Source organism: Streptomyces sp. ITFR-6 (assembly GCF_031844725.1).
GTDB lineage: Bacteria > Actinomycetota > Actinomycetes > Streptomycetales > Streptomycetaceae > Streptomyces.
This window is the reverse complement of the sequence record NZ_CP134612.1, coordinates 5,808,857-5,825,285: the sequence shown is the minus strand read 5'-3', so window position 1 is coordinate 5,825,285 and position 16,429 is coordinate 5,808,857. Positions and strand designations below refer to the sequence as shown.

Annotated in this window: 11 protein-coding genes and 1 pseudogene; 1 reads left to right on the top strand and 11 read right to left on the bottom strand. The window is 69.4% G+C overall.

All coding sequences use genetic code 11. The features are described 5' to 3' along the window. Positions 1-83: 83 nt before the first annotated feature. The 11 genes from RLT59_RS26545 to RLT59_RS26495 all read right to left on the bottom strand — a co-directional run bounded on the left by RLT59_RS26545 (position 84) and on the right by RLT59_RS26495 (position 15,372). Positions 84-2,009 (bottom strand): TIGR03960 family B12-binding radical SAM protein, encoded by a 1,926-nt coding sequence (locus RLT59_RS26545; RefSeq protein WP_311305717.1) that lies wholly within the window; start codon positions 2,007-2,009, stop codon positions 84-86. Positions 2,010-2,059: 50 nt separating this feature from the next. After that, a complete protein-coding gene (locus RLT59_RS26540; RefSeq protein ID WP_311305716.1) occupies positions 2,060-3,586 on the bottom strand; it encodes a CYTH and CHAD domain-containing protein in 1,527 nt (508 codons plus the stop codon). Between the two features lie 51 nt (positions 3,587-3,637). Further along, on the bottom strand, positions 3,638-4,828 hold the full coding sequence (rodA, locus tag RLT59_RS26535) for a rod shape-determining protein RodA (RefSeq protein ID WP_311305715.1): 1,191 nt from the start codon (positions 4,826-4,828) through the stop codon (positions 3,638-3,640). Next, the gene (gene mrdA / locus RLT59_RS26530; RefSeq protein WP_311305714.1) at positions 4,828-6,993 is read right to left on the bottom strand and encodes a penicillin-binding protein 2; all 2,166 of its coding nucleotides are present in this window, start codon (positions 6,991-6,993) and stop codon (positions 4,828-4,830) included. The genes rodA and mrdA overlap by 1 nt, the downstream gene beginning before the upstream one ends. A 61-nt stretch (positions 6,994-7,054) precedes the next feature. Then, a complete protein-coding gene (gene mreD, locus RLT59_RS26525) occupies positions 7,055-7,720 on the bottom strand; it encodes a rod shape-determining protein MreD (protein WP_073739034.1) in 666 nt (221 codons plus the stop codon). An 11-nt stretch (positions 7,721-7,731) separates the two neighbouring features. Then, positions 7,732-8,784, bottom strand: coding sequence for a rod shape-determining protein MreC (gene mreC, locus RLT59_RS26520; protein ID WP_311305713.1), 1,053 nt, complete (start codon positions 8,782-8,784; stop codon positions 7,732-7,734). A gap of 99 nt (positions 8,785-8,883) precedes the next feature. Beyond that, complete coding sequence (locus tag RLT59_RS26515; RefSeq protein WP_024492993.1) at positions 8,884-9,903, bottom strand: rod shape-determining protein; 1,020 nt, start codon at positions 9,901-9,903, stop codon at positions 8,884-8,886. Positions 9,904-10,196: 293 nt separating this feature from the next. Then, positions 10,197-10,610 (bottom strand): nucleoside-diphosphate kinase, encoded by a 414-nt coding sequence (gene ndk, locus RLT59_RS26510; protein WP_024492992.1) that lies wholly within the window; start codon positions 10,608-10,610, stop codon positions 10,197-10,199. Positions 10,611-10,749: 139 nt separating this feature from the next. Further along, entirely contained in the window at positions 10,750-11,106 is a 357-nt protein-coding gene (locus tag RLT59_RS26505) for a DUF4233 domain-containing protein (RefSeq protein ID WP_311305712.1), read from the bottom strand. Positions 11,107-11,111: 5 nt separating this feature from the next. Further along, entirely contained in the window at positions 11,112-12,635 is a 1,524-nt protein-coding gene (locus RLT59_RS26500) for a bifunctional tetrahydrofolate synthase/dihydrofolate synthase (RefSeq protein WP_311305711.1), read from the bottom strand. 115 nt (positions 12,636-12,750) lie between these two features. Then, positions 12,751-15,372, bottom strand: a complete 2,622-nt coding sequence (locus RLT59_RS26495) for a valine--tRNA ligase (protein ID WP_311305710.1) — start codon at positions 15,370-15,372, stop codon at positions 12,751-12,753. Between the two features lie 150 nt (positions 15,373-15,522). Here RLT59_RS26495 and RLT59_RS26490 point away from each other — a divergent pair. Then, positions 15,523-16,359 (top strand): annotated as a pseudogene (locus RLT59_RS26490) (hypothetical protein). Positions 16,360-16,429 lie beyond the last annotated feature (70 nt).

The window sequence follows — 16,429 nt, the reverse complement described above, 5'->3', positions numbered from 1 at the left end:
CGTCATCGAGCTGTCACCCGGCCGGAGCCGGACGGTGTCACTCCAGAACGCCGTCGCTCAGGACACCGTCGCTCAGGACACCGTCACTTCACGACCGTCAGCGGGAGGAGCTTCTTGCCCGTCGGGCCGATCTGGATGTCGAGGTCCAGCTGCGGGCACACCCCGCAGTCGAAGCAGGGGGTCCAGCGGCAGTCCTCGACCTCGGTCTCGTCGAGCGAGTCCTGCCAGTCCTCCCAGAGCCAGTCCTTGTCGAGGCCGGAGTCCAGGTGGTCCCAGGGCAGGACCTCCTCGTACGTCCGCTCGCGGGTGGTGTACCAGTCGACGTCGACGCCAAAGCCGGGCAGTGTCTTCTCCGCGCTCTTCATCCACAGGTCGTAGCTGAAGTGCTCGCGCCAGCCGTCGAAGCGGCCGCCCGCCTCGTAGACGGCGCGGATGACGGAACCGACCCGGCGGTCGCCGCGGGAGAGCAGGCCCTCGACGATGCCGGGCTTGCCGTCGTGGTAGCGGAAGCCGATCGAGCGGCCGTACTTCTTGTCGCCGCGGATCTTGTCCCGGAGCTTGGCCAGCCGGGCGTCGGTCTCCTCGACGCCCAGCTGCGGGGCCCACTGGAACGGGGTGTGCGGCTTGGGCACGAAGCCGCCGATGGAGACGGTGCAGCGGATGTCGTTCTGCCCGGAGACCTCGCGGCCCTTGGCGATGACGTTGACCGCCATGTCACCGATCTGCAGGACGTCCTCGTCGGTCTCGGTGGGCAGACCGCACATGAAGTACAGCTTCACCTGCCGCCAGCCGTTGCCGTACGCGGTGGCGACGGTCCGGATGAGGTCCTCCTCCGAGACCATCTTGTTGATGACCTTGCGCATCCGCTCGGAGCCGCCCTCGGGGGCGAAGGTGAGACCGGAGCGGCGGCCGTTGCGGGTCAGCTCGTTGGCCAGGTCCACGTTGAACGCGTCGACGCGGGTGGAGGGCAGCGAGAGGCCGATCTTGTCGTCCGTGTAGCGGTCGGCCAGGCCCTTGGCGATGTCACCGATCTCGCTGTGGTCCGCGGAGGAGAGCGAGAGCAGGCCGACCTCCTCGAAGCCGGTCGCCTTGAGACCCTTCTCCACCATCTCGCCGATGCCGGTGATGCTTCGCTCCCGCACGGGGCGCGTGATCATGCCGGCCTGGCAGAAACGGCAGCCGCGGGTGCAGCCTCGGAAGATCTCCACGGACATCCGCTCGTGGACGGTCTCCGCGAGCGGGACGAGCGGCTGCTTGGGGTAGGGCCACTCGTCGAGGTCCATGACCGTGTGCTTGGACACCCGCCACGGCACGCCCGACTTGTTCGGCACGACGCGGCCGATGCGGCCGTCCGGGAGGTACTCCACGTCGTAGAAGCCGGGGACGTACACGCCACCGGTCCTCGCGAGGCGGAAGAGCACCTCCTCGCGGCCGCCGGGGCGGCCCTCGGCCTTCCAGGCGCGGATGATCTCGGTGATCTCCAGGACGGCCTGCTCGCCGTCACCGATGACCGCGCAGTCGATGAACTCCGCGATCGGCTCGGGGTTGAACGCGGCGTGGCCGCCCGCGAGCACGATCGGGTCGTCCAGGCCTCGGTCCTTGGCGGCCAGCGGGATGCCGGCCAGGTCCAGGGCGGTGAGCATGTTGGTGTAGCCGAGCTCGGTGGAGAAGCTCAGCCCGAAGACGTCGAACGCCTTGACCGGGCGGTGTCCGTCCACCGTGAACTGGGGCACCTTGTGCTCGCGCATCAGCTCCTCCAGGTCCGGCCAGACGCTGTAGGTGCGCTCCGCGAGGACGCCCTGGCGCTCGTTGAGCACCTCGTAGAGGATCATGACGCCCTGGTTGGGGAGCCCGACCTCGTAGGCGTCCGGGTACATCAGCGCCCAGCGGACGTCGCACTCCTCCCACGGCTTGACGGTGGAGTTGAGCTCACCGCCGACGTACTGGATGGGCTTCTGCACATGCGGGAGCAGAGCTTCGAGCTGTGGGAAGACCGAATCGACAGACATCGCGAACTTTCGAGAGCCGGCAAGGATGACCATCCAGCGTACCGCGACGCTCAGCTTTCCCGTGCCGCCCGGATTCCGGCCCTGGACGCCCTGGCCCACACCCCCGGCAGCTCCCGTTCGCGTGCCGCCGCCGTCCGCTCCTCCTGCCCGTACAGCAGTCCCCAGGTGAACGACGGCTCGCCGGACAGCTGTGCCTGGACGGCGAGGGCGCGCAGGGCAGCGCGGGCCACCACGCTGTCCTGGTGGTCGCCCAGGACGCCCTGGACGGCCTTCAGCCGCTTGGCGGACTTCCTGGCGGGTTTCCCGAGCGCGGGGCGGGCGGCCTCGGCCGCGTAGCGGGCGCGTTTCGCCGCCTTGCGCGCGTCGTGCAGGGCGACGTCCCGGTCCGGTCCCGGTGGCAGCTCCTGGGCGTGGGCGATGCGGTGCGCGAGGCGCCGCTGGTCCTTGTACACGGCGCGTGGCAGCGCCTTGCCGGGCGGCTTCGCCGCGGCGGGCAGCAGGGGCGGGTCCGCCAGGAGCGCGTCCAGGGCCTCCAGCAGCGTCAGGTAGCGGCTGCCGTCGAGTTTGGCGACGGTGCGGCGGCGGGAGCCGGTGCGGCGGGCCACCGACCAGATCCGCAGCCGGCCCCGGACCGGCCCGAGGACCAGGGTGCGGGGCAGCCCGTCGAGCCGGGCGCGCAGCCGTTCGTCCAGGACCTCCTGGTCGCGGTCGATGCCGAGCTCCGCCGCGAGCCACTTCAGCTCCTCGGCCACCGGGCCGGTGACGGTCCGGTCGAGGATCTTGCGGTACGTCCTGAAGGCGCTGCGCAGTCTGCGGGTGGCGACCCGCATCCGGTGCACCGAGTCGGGCAGTCCTCGGCGGACGGCCGGGTCGAGGGCGATGATCGCGGTGATCTGGTGGCGTACGTAGGCGAGGACGTGGTCTCCCGCGGTGCGCGGCCGGGGCCGTTCGCCGGCCGGTTTCCGCTTCGGGCCGGTCTCGGCCAGTGCCCGTGCCAGCTTGGACGGCGAGGCGGAGGGCCGCACCCCGGCCTTGCGGAGCCGCCGTTCGAGGGCGTCGAGGAACGCCGGGTCGCCGTCGTCGGCGAGTTCGGTCTCGATCTCGGTCCAGGCGGTGCGAGGGGTGCGGGCGGTGCCGCCGTGCAGCCGTTCGGCCCGGACCCGGTCCACGCTGACCTCTGCGAGCAGCCCGCCGTCGGGGCCGGTCAGGTGGTGGACGTCGCGCGCGGAGCGGAGCCGGACCACGGGGACGACCGGGGCGTCACGGACCCGGGAGCGGATCAGCGCGGCGAGCTCGGGCGGCAGGGTGTCGGAGAGCGGGGCCCTGATCTCGTCGCGGATGCCGGTGGCGACCGGGAGTTTGAGGTGCCAGCCCGCGTCGTCCCCGCCGGTACGGCGGCGCAGGGTGAGGGAGGCCGCCGCGAGCCGCAGATCCTCGGTGTCGTAGTAGACGGCGTCGAGTTCGCTGACGCCCAGGTGGCCGACGGCCGAGACGCCGGCCACCCGGCTCAGGTCGGGCAGCCGGGTGGCGTCGGTGGCTTCGTACTTCCGCTCGATCTCACGCTTCGAGTCCGCCATGAGTCGAATCTAGACGTGATGTCCCCACTTGGGCAGGGGCCCCGCAACGGCTCAGGCCGTTATCGGCCGCTGCACCCTGATCGACTGGAGCAGTCCGATGGCCACCCAGATGGCGAACATCGAGGACCCTCCGTAGGAGACGAACGGCAGTGGCAGTCCGGCGACCGGCATGATGCCGAGCGTCATGCCGATGTTCTCGAAGGACTGGAAGGCGAACCAGGCGATGATTCCGGCGGCCACGATCGTGCCGTACAGCTCGGTGGTCTCCCGGGCGATGCGGCAGGCGCGCCACAGGATGACGCCGAGCAGGACCAGGATCAGTCCGGCGCCGAGGAAGCCGAGCTCCTCGCCCGCGACGGTGAAGACGAAGTCGGTCTGCTGCTCGGGGACGAACTGGCCGGTGGTCTGGGTGCCCTGGAAGAGTCCGGTGCCGAAGAGGCCGCCGGAGCCGATCGCGATCCGGGCCTGGTTGGTGTTGTAGCCCACGCCGGCCGGGTCGAGCGCCGGGTTGGCGAAGGCCGCGAACCGGGCGATCTGGTAGTCGTCGAGGAGCCCGAGCTGCCAGATGGCGACGGCGCCCGCGGTGCCCGCGCCGAGGAGTCCGAAGATCCAGCGGTTCGACGCCCCGGAGGCCAGCAGCACGCCGAGCACGATGACGACCATGACCATCACGGAACCGAGGTCCGGCATGCCCATCACGACGATCATCGGGAGCGCCGCCAGGCCGAGGGCCTTGGCGACGGTCCGGTGGTCGGGGTGCGGCTGGTCGCCCGCGTCGACCCGGGCGGCGAGCAGCATCGCCATGCCGAGAATGATCGTGATCTTGGTGAACTCGGAGGGCTGGAGCGAGAAGCCGCCGGGCAGCAGGATCCAGGCGTGCGCGCCGTTGACGGTGGCGCCGAGCGGGGTGAGGACCGCCATCACGAGGAGTACGGACAGGCCGTACAGGACCGGCACCGCGCCGCGCAGGGTGCGGTGGCCGAGCCAGATCGTGCCGACCATCAGGGCGAAGCCGATGCCGGTGTTGAGGGCGTGCCGGAAGAGGAAGTAGTACGGGTCGCCGTGGGTGAGCGAATCCCGCCCTCTGGTGGCGGAGTAGACCAGTATCGAGCCGATGAGCGAGAGCGCGATCGCGGATCCGAGCAGCGGCCAGTCGAGCCGGCGGACCACGGAGTCCCGGGCGGTCAACCGGCCCCAGGCCGAGCGCTCGGGGGCGTACCGCTGGACGGAGAAACCGGCCATCAGTCGCGCCTCCCCACGATCGCCGCGAGCGTCTGCTCGGCCGGCGGCTTGCCGGAGTCCGGGTCGTACGGCTTGATCTTCGGGGTCTCGATGGTGCCGTCCTGCTGGATCTTCGGAAGGGACTTCTGCGGGGTCGGCAGCAGGGCCTTCTTGAGGTCCTGCTTGCCCGTGGCGTCGAGACCGTAGATCGCGTTGTAGATGTTGCGCACGGCGGGCCCGGAGGCGCCGGAGCCCGTACCGCCCTGGGAGATCGTCATGACGACCGTGTAGTCCTTGGTGTAGGTGGCGAACCACGAGGTCGTCTGCTTGCCGTAGACCTCGGCCGTACCCGTCTTGGCGTGCATCGGGATCTTGTCCTGCGGCCAGCCGCCGAACCGCCAGGCGGCGGAGCCGCGGGTGGCGACACCCGCGAGGGCCCCGTCGATCTCGTTGCGGGTCTTCTGGGTGAAGGGCAGCTTGCCATGGGACTTGGGCTTGATCTCCTGGACGCTCTTGCCGTCGCCGCTGACGATCGCCTTGCCGACGGTGGGGTTGTAGAGGGTGCCGCCGTTGGAGATGGCGGAGTAGATGGTCGCCATCTGGATCGGGGTGACGAGGGTGTCGCCCTGGCCGATCGAGTAGTTGACGGAGTCACCGGCACGCATCTTGTCGCCTTCGAGGCAGTTCTCGTAGGCGATCTTCTCGACGTACGTGCCGTCCTTCTTGCCCTGCTTGCACCAGGAGTCGTGGTTGGCCTTGGCGAAGTTCTTCTTCCACTCGCGGTCCGGGACCCGGCCGCTGACCTCGTTGGGGAGGTCGATGCCGGTCTCCTTGCCGAGGCCGAACTGGTGCGCGGTCTTGTAGAACCAGTCGTTGGGCTTCTTCTTGGGGTTGTTCCCGCCGTCCTTCGCCCACTCCTTGTGCGCGATGCCGTAGTACACGGTGTCGCAGGAGACTTCGAGGGCGCGGCCGATGGTGATGTCGCCGTAGCCCTGGGACTCGAAGTTCTTGAACGTCTGGCCGCCGATGGAGTACGAGCTGGGGCAGGGGTAGTTGCCGCTGAAGGGGTATCCGGCGTTGACCGCGGCGGTCGAGGAGATCACCTTGAAGATGGAGCCGGGGGCGGCCTGGCCCTGGATGGCCCGGTTCAGCAGCGGGAAGTTGGAGTTCTTGCCGGTGAGCTTGGCGTAGTCCTTGCCGGAGATGCCGCCGACCCAGGCGTTGGGGTCGTAATTGGGCAGCGAGGCCATCGAGACGACCCGGCCGGTCTTGGCCTCCATGACGACGACGGCGCCGGAGTCGGCCTTGTAGTTCTCGCCGGTGTTGGTGTCGAACTCGGTGCGGGCCGTCTTCATGGCCTGGTTGAGCTCGTACTCCGCGACGGCCTGGACCCGGGCGTCGATCGAGGTGACGACGCTGGAGCCTGCCTCCGCCTTGTCGTTCTTCGCCTGGCCGATGACCCGGCCGAGGTTGTCGACCTCGTAGCGGGTGACGCCCGCCTTGCCGCGCAGCTCCTTGTCGTATGTGCGCTCCAGGCCGGAGCGGCCGACCTGGTCGGAGCGCAGGTAGGGCGAGTCGCTGTCCTGGGCCTTGGTGATCTCCTGGTCGGTGACGGGCGAGAGGTAGCCGAGGACCTGTGCGGTGTTGGCCTTGCCGGGTGCGGCGTAGCGGCGTACGGCGGTGGGCTCCGCGGTGATGCCGGGGAAGTCCTCCGCGCGCTCTCGGATCGTCAGGGCCTGCTGGGTGGTGGCCTCGTCGGTGACCGGGATCGGCTGGTAGGGCGAACCGTTCCAGCAGGGCTGCGGGGTCTTCGCGTCGCAGAGCCGGACCTTGTCGATGACGTCCTTGGGCTTCATGTCCAGGACGCCGGCCAGCCGGGTCAGCACGCCCTTGCCGTCGTCGTCCGTCTTCAGCAGCTCGGTGCGGCTGGCGGAGACGACGAGCCGGGTCTCGTTGTCGGCCAGCGGCACGCCGCGGGCGTCGAGGATGGAGCCGCGGGCGGCTGGCTGGACGACCTGCTGGACGTGGTTGTTCTTCGCCTCGTCGGAGTACTCCTGGCCGTTGCGGATCTGGAGGTACCAGAGTCGGCCGCCGAGGGTGAGCAGCAGGGAGAAGACGAGGACCTGGATGACGACGAGGCGGATCTGGACCCGCTGGGTCCGGCCCGTCTCCGGGATGTTGGTCACGGGGCGCCCCCGGTGGTGGTCGGGCGGGGGGCGCGGTGGGCGGTCCCCGGGGATTGCGGGCTCACAGTCGCTTGACTCCCTTGATCCGTCCGGCGCGAGCCGCCCGGTTCCGGGCGGCCTTGACGCGCAGTCCGCCGCGCTGGCTGCCGATGCGCAGGCCGGTGCCCGCCGCGAGCCAGCCCGCCGTGGCGTCCTTGCCGCCGGAGGAGGACTCGGTGAGCGGGTCGTTCACCGTGCGTCTGGCCATCGCCATGATCAGGGGCACCGTGAACGGTGCGAGCAGCAGGTCGTAGACGGCCGCGGTGAACAGCAGGCTGCCGAGCCCCACGTGGCGAGCGGCCGTGTCCCCGACGAGCGCGCCGACCCCCGCGTACAGCAGGGTCGATCCGATCGCCGCCGCGACGACCACGGCCATCGGCATGACGGCCGACTTGAGCTGGCCGTTCTCCGGCTTGACCAGTCCGGCGAGGTAGCCGATGACGCAGAGGACCAGGGCGTACCGGCCGGCCGCGTGGTCGGCCGGCGGCGCCAGGTCGGCGAGCAGCCCCGCACCGAAGCCGATGAGGGCGCCGCTGACGTGGCCGTAGACGAAGGCCAGTCCGAGAACGACCATGAGGAGCAGATCGGGCACCGCGCCGGGCAGTTGGAGCCGGGCGAGTACGGAGACCTGGACGACGAGCGCGAGCACGACCAGGGCGATGGAGAGCAGAGTCCGGTTGACGTGCATGGGGATCAGCTCTACCTCTGTTCGTTTACCGCGTTGTCGGCGTTCGGTGTGGCGTTCCCGCTGGGATTGGGGTCCGGGCTGCCGCTGGGGTCCGCGCTCTCGTGGATGTTCCCGACGACGTTGCCGTTTGTGTCCACGAGGTCGCCGTTGGGCGAGATGGTGACGGTGACGGTCGGGGTGGGCTTCGGCTTGGCGGGCTTGGCCGGCTTCTTCGGCAGGACCGCGTCGCGGGGGTCCTCGCGCGGGGCCTGGACGACGATGCCGACGATGTCGAGCTTGGTGAAGCCGACGTACGGACGGACGTAGACCGTGCGGGTCAGGTCGCCGCCGGACGGGTCGACCCGGACGACCTCGCCCACGGGTACGCCGGGCACGAACGGCTTGTCCTTGCTGGACCCGAACGTGACGAGCCGGTCGCCCTTCTTGACCTTCGCCTTGCCGTTCAGGAACTGGACGGCCATCGGGCGCGAGCCCTGGCCGGTGGCGAAGCCGAGTTCGTCGGTGGCCTCCATCCGGGTGCCGACGGTGAAGTCGGGGTCGTTGGCGAGGAGCACCGTCGCGGTGTCCGGGCCGACGGTGGTGACCCTGCCGACGAGTCCGTCGCCGTTGAGGACGGTCATGTCGCGCTTGAGACCGTCCTTGGAGCCGGCGTCGATGGTGACCGTCCAGGAGAAGCCCTGGGCCGCTCCTATGGCGATGACCTCGGCGGCCTTGATGCCGTACTGTCCGGCGCCCGACTTCTTGAGCATCTTGTCGAGCTCGCGGACCCTGCTGCGGTTCTGGTCGTCGCTGCCGAGCTTGGCCTTCAGCGCGGCGTTCTGCTGCTCCAGTGCGGCGATCTTGTCGTGCCGGGCGCCGGAGGCGCGTACCGCCCCTATGGCGTTGCCCACCGGGTCGACCGCTGAGGCGACCCCGTTCTCGACCGGTCCGAAGACCGTGGAGGCGGCCTGCCGGGCGCCGTCCACCGGCGACGCCTCGCCGCCGCGGATGTCCACCGTGATCAGTGCGAACGCGATGACGATCAGCAGCACCAGGAGCAGCCGGCTCTCTCGTGTGTCCCTCACGTGCGGCGGCCGTGCCTTCCTCGTAGGAATGTTCGTGCCTGTATATCAACGATCCCCCGCGCGGAACGGCAGCGTCCGCGCGGAGGGCCAGTTGAGTTTCTACCGTCGGGGCTGGGCGTCCAGCACTTGCTGGAGCGCCTCGAACTCCTCGACGCACTTGCCGGATCCGAGCGCGACGGAGTCCAGCGGGTCTTCCGCGATGTGGATCGGCATGCCCGTCTCGTGCCGGAGCCGCTCGTCGAGGCCGCGCAGCAGCGCGCCGCCGCCGGTGAGGACGATGCCCCGGTCCATGACGTCGCCGGAGAGCTCCGGCGGGCACTTGTCGAGCGTGGTCTTGACCGCGTCGACGATCGCGTTGACCGGCTCCTCGATGGCCTTGCGGACCTCGGTCGCGGAGATGACCACGGTCTTGGGCAGACCCGAGACGAGGTCGCGTCCGCGGATCTCGGTGTGCTCGTCCTTCTCCAGCTCGAACGCCGAACCGATGGTGATCTTGATCTGTTCGGCGGTGCGCTCACCGAGGAGGAGCGAGTACTCCTTCTTGATGTGCTGGATGATCGCGTTGTCCAGCTCGTCACCGGCGACCCGGATCGACTGGGCGGTGACGATCCCGCCGAGCGAGATGACCGCGACCTCAGTGGTGCCGCCACCGATGTCGACGACCATGTTGCCGGTGGCCTCGTGGACCGGCAGCCCGGAGCCGATGGCCGCCGCCATGGGCTCCTCGATGATGTGCACCTGGCGGGCGCCGGCCTGCGTCGACGCCTCGATGACGGCGCGTCGCTCGACCCCTGTGATGCCGGAGGGCACACAGACGACGACCCTCGGGCGGGCCAGGTAGCGGCGCTTGTGGATCTTCAGGATGAAGTAGCGGAGCATCCGCTCCGTGATCTCGAAGTCGGCGATCACGCCGTCCTTCAGTGGCCGTACGGCAACGATGTTGCCCGGTGTACGGCCGATCATCTTCTTGGCCTCGGCGCCGACCGCCAGGATGCCGCCGGTGTTGGTGTTGATGGCCACGACGGACGGCTCGTTCAGAACGATGCCGCGCCCCCTGACGTACACCAGCGTGTTGGCAGTCCCGAGGTCGATAGCCATGTCACGGCCGATGAACGACATTGAGTTCCCCTTGTTCCCCATGAGGATGCGTCGGGCCTTCCCAAGTGAAAGCGGTGATGGCTTGTTTTGGTAGGCGAGATGAGCGCTGCGGGCGTGGAAGCTTCCATCGTAGTGCCGGATACACCGACACAGCGCGAGGGTCCTTCGCCTTGTTGAGCAGAACGGGTGGCCGTCCCACTCATGGTGACGTTACGTCGGGGGGATGCGTTCCCGCGATCGGTGGCCCTATGCCGAAGGGCGACCGAATTACTTCGGTCGCCCCAGGTCATGAGCGCTGTTTGGCGGAGCGAAGGTCAGGAAAGTCCCGGAAAGAACAGCTTCATTTCTCGCTCTGCGGACTCCTCCGAGTCCGAGGCGTGGATGAGGTTCTCCCGGGTGATCGTGCCGAAGTCGCCACGGATCGAGCCGGGCGCGGCGGCGATCGGGTCGGTCGGACCGGCCAGCGCGCGGACGCCCTCGATCACCCGCTCGCCTTCGGCCACCAGAGCGACGACCGGCCCGGACTGCATGAACTCGACGAGCGGCTCGTAGAACGGGCGGCCGACGTGCTCGGCGTAGTGCTGCTCCAGCGTGGCCCGGTCGAGGGTACGCAGCTCCAGCGCGGTGATCTTCCAGCCGGCCTTGCGCTCGATGCGGCCGACGATCTCGCCGACCAGACCGCGACGGACGGCGTCGGGCTTGAGAAGAACGAGGGTGCGCTGGGTCATGTGCGGCTCCTTGCAGAAATACGGTCAGGCATACGGGTCAGGCGTACCGGTCAGGCATACGGGTGCGGTGAAGCGAGATTACAGGGGCACGGTGAGGACCCCGCCGCCGGGTTTGACCGCGGGACGACAGCCACTGGGCTCAGGTGCCGGCCGGGGCCTGCGCCGCCTCCTGCGCGGCCCACCGCGCCTTCACCTCGTCGATCTTGCGGCCGTAGTGCACCGAGGCCCACCACAGGCCGCCGAAGACCACTCCCAGGATGAACATCATCGGCACCACGAAGCCGCTGGCGACCAGCGCGATCTGGAGCGCCCAGCCGAGCTGCACCCCACCGGGACGGGTGATCACCCCGCAGAGCAGCACGGAGAGCAGCATGCCGATACAGCAGACCGTCCACACCGTCGCGGACGACAGGTCGTCGGACTTCATCGCGACGAGTCCGGCGAAGCCGATCACGAAGAACTCACCGAGCAGCGTCGATGCACAGAGCGTACGCACGTGGGTCAGTGCCTTCCCAGAAGCAGCCGGGCCTCGCCGACCGTGATCACGGATCCGGTCACCAGCACCCCGGCGCCCGCGTACTCGTCCTCTTCCTCGGCGAGGGTGATCGCCGCCTCCAGCGCGTCGTCGAGCCGGGGTTCGACCTGGACCCGCTCGTTGCCGAAGACCTCGACGGCGACGGCGGCCAGCTCGTCGGCGTCCATCGCGCGGCCGCTGGAGTTCTGAGTGATGACGACCTCCGCGAAGATCGGCTCGAAGGCCTCCAGGAGCCCCCGGACGTCCTTGTCGCCGCTGGCCCCGACCACCCCGATCAGCCGGGAGAAGCCGAACGCCTCGGAGATCCCCGCCGCGGCGGCGAGGGCGCCGGCCGGGTTGTGGGCGGCGTCCAGGATGACGGTCGGGCTGGAGCGCACGACTTCGAGACGGCCGGGCGAGATCACCGCGGCGAAGGCCTTGCGGACGATGTCGGCGTCGAGCGATCCGGGCTGCTCCGCGCCGATCCCGAAGAACGCCTCGACGGCGCAGAGCGCCACCACGGCGTTGTGCGCCTGGTGGGCGCCGTACAGCGGAAGGAAGATGTTGTCGTACTCACCGCCCAGTCCGCGCAGCGTCAGCAGCTGCCCGCCGACCGCGACCTCCCGCGAGACGACGCCGAACTCCATGCCCTCGCGGGCCACCGTGGCATCGGCCGCGACTGCCTTCTTCAGCATCACCTGGGCGGCGTCGACCGGCTGCTGGGCCAGGATGACCGTCGCACCCTGCTTGATGATCCCGGCCTTCTCCACCGCGATCTCGCCGGGCGTGGAGCCCAGCCGGTCGGTGTGGTCCAGGGAGATCGGGGTGACGACCGCGACCGTGGAGTCGATCACGTTGGTCGCGTCCCAGCTGCCGCCCATGCCGACCTCGACGACGGCGACATCGACCGGCGCGTCGGCGAACGCCGCGTACGCCATGCCGGTGAGCACCTCGAAGAAGGAGAGCCGGTAGGGCTGCTGGGCGTCGACCATCTCGACGTACGGCTTGATGTCCTGGTACGTCTCGACGAACCGCTCGGCGTCCATCGGGGCGCCGTCCAGGCTGATCCGCTCGGTGATCGACTGGACGTGCGGCGATGTGTAGCGCCCGGTGCGCAGCTCGAAGGCGCCGAGCAGGCCCTCGATCATGCGGGCCGTGCTCGTCTTGCCGTTGGTACCGGTGATGTGGATGGAGGGGTACGCGCGCTGCGGGTCACCGAGGATGTCCATCAGCGCGGCGATACGCGCCACGGACGGTTCGAGCTTGGTCTCGCCCCAGCGCCCGGCGAGCTCCTGCTCCACCGCGCGCAGCGCCTTGTCCACCTCCGGATCGGTGGGGCGGGCGGGGACCTCGTCGCCCTGTGGCGGGCCGGAGGCGGCGCGCAGCGTCCGGCTCCCGGCCTCGATCACCGCCAGGTCGGGGTCGCGCTGGGTCTCTTCGTCGACGATCTCCGCGAAGGTGTCGTCGGAGTCGGACGCGTCGTGCCGGTCGGAAGGGCGGGGCTCACTCACAGGACCAGTCTACGGATGGCCACCGACATCGCGCGCAGCGCCCGGCGGCGCGGGTACGGCGGAGCCCCCGCGCTCCCGGGCGGGCCGGGTGCGCGGGGGCTCCGTACGCGAGCCGTCAGCCGGTGGGCAGGGTCGCGAGCTGGCTGCTGATCCGCTCGATGTCGGTCTCGGCCTTGGTGAGCCGGCCGCGGATCTTGTCGACCACGTTGTCCGGGGCCTTGGCCAGGAACGCCGCGTTGCCGAGCTTCCCGGTGGCCTGCGCCTTCTCCTTGCGGGCCGCCTCCAGGTCCTTCGTCAGCCGCTTGCGCTCGGCCTCGACGTCGATCGTGCCGGACAGGTCGAGCGCGACGGTGGCGCCCGCGACGGGCAGCGACGCGGTGGCCTGGAACTCGTCCCCGGCGGGCTGGAGGCGCAGCAGCTGCCGGATGGCCGCCTCGTGCGCGGCGAGCGGGGTGCCGGCCAGGTTCAGCTCGGCCGGGACCTTCTGGCCGGGCTGGAGCCCCTGGTCGGAGCGGAACCGGCGGACCTCGGTGACGACCTGCTGGACGAGCTCGATCTCCTGCTCCGCGGCGTCGTCACGGAAGCCGCTGTCCGCGGGCCAGTTAGCGATGACGACGGACTCGCGGCCGGTGAGCGCGGTCCAGAGCGTCTCCGTGACGAACGGGACGACCGGGTGCAGCAGGCGCAGCATCACATCGAGGACCTCGCCCAGGACCCGGCCCGAGACCTCGGCCGCCCGGCCGCCGCCGAAGAACGTGGTCTTGGACAGCTCGACGTACCAGTCGAAGACCTCGTCCCAGGCGAAGTGCCGGAGCGCCTCGCTGAGCTTGGAGAACTGGAAGTCGTCGTAGTACGCGTCGACTTCCGCGACGGTCTTGTTGAGGCGGGACAGGATCCAGCGGTCGGTCACCGACATCTCGGCGGCGTCCGGCAGCTCGCCCTCGATGGTCGCGCCGTTCATCAGGGCGAAGCGGGTGGCGTTCCAGATCTTGTTGGAGAACTTGGCGGAGCCCTGGACCCACTCCTCACCGATCGGGACGTCGGTACCGGGGTTGGCGCCGCGCGCCAGGGTGAAACGGAGCGCGTCGGAGCCGTACTTGTCCATCCAGTCCAGCGGGTTGACCACGTTGCCGAAGGACTTCGACATCTTCTTGCCGTGCTCGTCGCGGACCATGCCGTGCAGCACGATCGTCCCGAACGGCGGGACGCCGTCGTTGACGTAAAGGCCGAACATCATCATCCGGGCGACCCAGAAGAAGAGGATGTCGTAGCCGGTGACCAGGACGGAGTTCGGGTAGAACTTCGCGAGGCTGTCGGTCTGTTCGGGCCAGCCGAGCGTGGAGAAGGGCCACAGGCCGGAGGAGAACCAGGTGTCCAGGACATCGCTGTCCTGCGTCCAGCCCTCACCCGTCGGGGCCTCGTCGTCCGGTCCGACGCAGACGACCTCGCCGTTCGGGCCGTACCAGACGGGGATGCGGTGGCCCCACCAGAGCTGGCGCGAGATCGTCCAGTCGTGGAGGTTGTCGACCCAGTCGAAGTACCGCTTCTCCATCTCCTGCGGGTGGATCTTGACCTTGCCGTCGCGGACGGCGTCACCGGCCGCCTTGGCGAGCGGCTCGACCTTGACCCACCACTGGAGGGACAGTCGCGGCTCGATGGTCGTCTTGCAGCGCGAGCAGTGCCCGACGGAGTGGACGTAGGGGCGCTTCTCGGCCACGATCCGGCCCTCGGCGCGCAGGGCGGCGACGATCGCGGAGCGGGCCTCCAGCCGGTCCAGTCCCTGGAAGGGGCCGGGGACGGTGATGACGGCGCGCTCGTCCAGGACGGTGAGGAACGGCAGGTCGTGGCGCTTGCCGATCTCGAAGTCGTTCGGGTCGTGCGCCGGGGTCACCTTGACGGCACCGGTGCCGAACTCGGGGTCGACGTGGTGGTCGGCGACGACCGGGATGGTGCGGTCGGTCAGCGGCAGCTTGATCTGCCTGCCGACCAGGTGCTTATAACGCTCGTCGTCGGGGTGGACGGCGACGGCGGTGTCCCCGAGCATCGTCTCGGCGCGGGTGGTGGCGACGACGATGGTCTCGTCGCCCTCGCCGTACTTCATGGAGACGAGCTCGCCGTCGTCCTCCTGGTACTCGACCTCGATGTCCGAGATCGCGGTGAGACAGCGCGGGCACCAGTTGATGATGCGCTCGGCGCGGTAGATCAGCCCGTCGTCGTACATCCGCTTGAAGACGGTCTGGACGGCCTTGGACAGGCCCTCGTCCATGGTGAACCGCTCACGGGACCAGGCGACGCCCTCGCCCAGGCGGCGCATCTGGCCGGAGATCTGGCCACCGGACTCGTTCTTCCACTTCCAGACGCGCTCGACGAACGCCTCACGGCCCAGGTCGTGGCGGGACTTGCCCTCCTTGGCGAGCTCGCGCTCGACGACGTTCTGGGTGGCGATGCCCGCATGGTCCATACCTGGCTGGTAGAGCGCCTCGAAGCCCTGCATCCGCTTGCGCCGGACCAGCGCGTCGATCAGCGTGTGCTCGAAGGCGTGGCCCAGGTGCAGGGAGCCGGTGACGTTGGGCGGCGGGATGACGATGGAGTACGGCGGCTTCTCGCTGTGCTCGTCGGCCTCGAAGTAGCCGCGCTCCACCCAGCGCTCGTACAGCTTCCCCTCTACCTCGGCCGGCGTGTACTGGGTCGGCAGTTCGGGGTGGCTGGCTGGCTGCTGCGCTGCGTTCTCGGTCACGCGACACAGTTTAGGGCCGTCACAGTCATGCGCCGAAACCGGTTTGTTCGGTAACGGTGTGCCTCCCGGTGCCCCACGTACGTGGGACGTCCGTCAGGATGTTCGGAACACATAAGAACGCTTGAGCTTCACGAACAGGGGAATCCGCAGATGAGCTTCAACCAGCCGGGCCCGTACGACGGGCAGCAGCCCCAGGGCCAGCCCGGACCGTAGGGCCAGCAGCCCCCCACTCCCCCGTACGGCGGCCAGCCGGTCTACGGCCAGCAGCCCGGCTTCCCCCCGGCCCAGCCGCCGAAGAAGAAGACCGGCCTGATCATCGGCGGCGTGATCGTGGCGCTCGCGGTCATCGGCGGCGGCGTGTACTTCCTGACGTCGGGCGGCGGCGCCAGCAACAGCGACGTGGCGGACTCCACGAAGGGGTACAAGCTGACGCCGGCGGCCTCGGTGGACGACTACAAGAAGAACGACGCCGCATCCTCGGATGAGATGACGAGCAAGGACAAGTCCGACGCCGAAGCTCGGGGCATCAAGGACGTCCACCAGGCTCAGGCCCAGTACGCGAGCGGCGATGTCGGGAAGAACCCGCTCACGAGCAAGATGCTCATGGTGTACGGAAATTGGGGTGAGGTAGCCGACCCTGCGAAGGCCCTCGACGGCATGTTCGCGCAGGCCAAGAAGGGGATGTCCGAGGACGACGAAGCCAAGACCTCCCTCGTCGGCAGCCCCGAGAGCGTCACTCCGTCCGGCTTCAAGGACGCGCTCATGAAGTACCAGAACATGGAGGTCGCCAACGACAAGGCCGACGGCACCGCGGCGGGCGGCCCCAAGGAAATGGTCATGCCCGTCTGCATCTGGGCCGATGACAGCACCGTCGGTGCTGTCATCGGTTTCGACGTCGGTGGGGCCATGACCAACAAGCCCATGTCTCAGGACGAGGTGGCGGGCCTCACCGCCAAGCTCTACAACACCTCCCGCACCAAGGTCTGATCCCGGCACCGCGAAGCGGCGCCCAGCCGGTTCGTTCCGGCCGGGCGCCCCTTCGCGTGCGTCTCTACGC

Excerpts from the sequence above, each read along its gene's own strand:
- RLT59_RS26545 (WP_311305717.1), bottom strand. The coding sequence starts at position 2,009 with ATGTCTGTCGATTCGGTCTTCCCACAGCTCGAAGCTCTGCTCCCGCAT.
- RLT59_RS26540 (WP_311305716.1), bottom strand. The coding sequence starts at position 3,586 with ATGGCGGACTCGAAGCGTGAGATCGAGCGGAAGTACGAAGCCACCGAC.
- rodA (WP_311305715.1), bottom strand. The coding sequence starts at position 4,828 with ATGGCCGGTTTCTCCGTCCAGCGGTACGCCCCCGAGCGCTCGGCCTGG.
- mreD (WP_073739034.1), bottom strand. The coding sequence starts at position 7,720 with ATGCACGTCAACCGGACTCTGCTCTCCATCGCCCTGGTCGTGCTCGCG.
- RLT59_RS26515 (WP_024492993.1), bottom strand. The coding sequence starts at position 9,903 with ATGTCGTTCATCGGCCGTGACATGGCTATCGACCTCGGGACTGCCAAC.
- ndk (WP_024492992.1), bottom strand. The coding sequence starts at position 10,610 with ATGACCCAGCGCACCCTCGTTCTTCTCAAGCCCGACGCCGTCCGTCGC.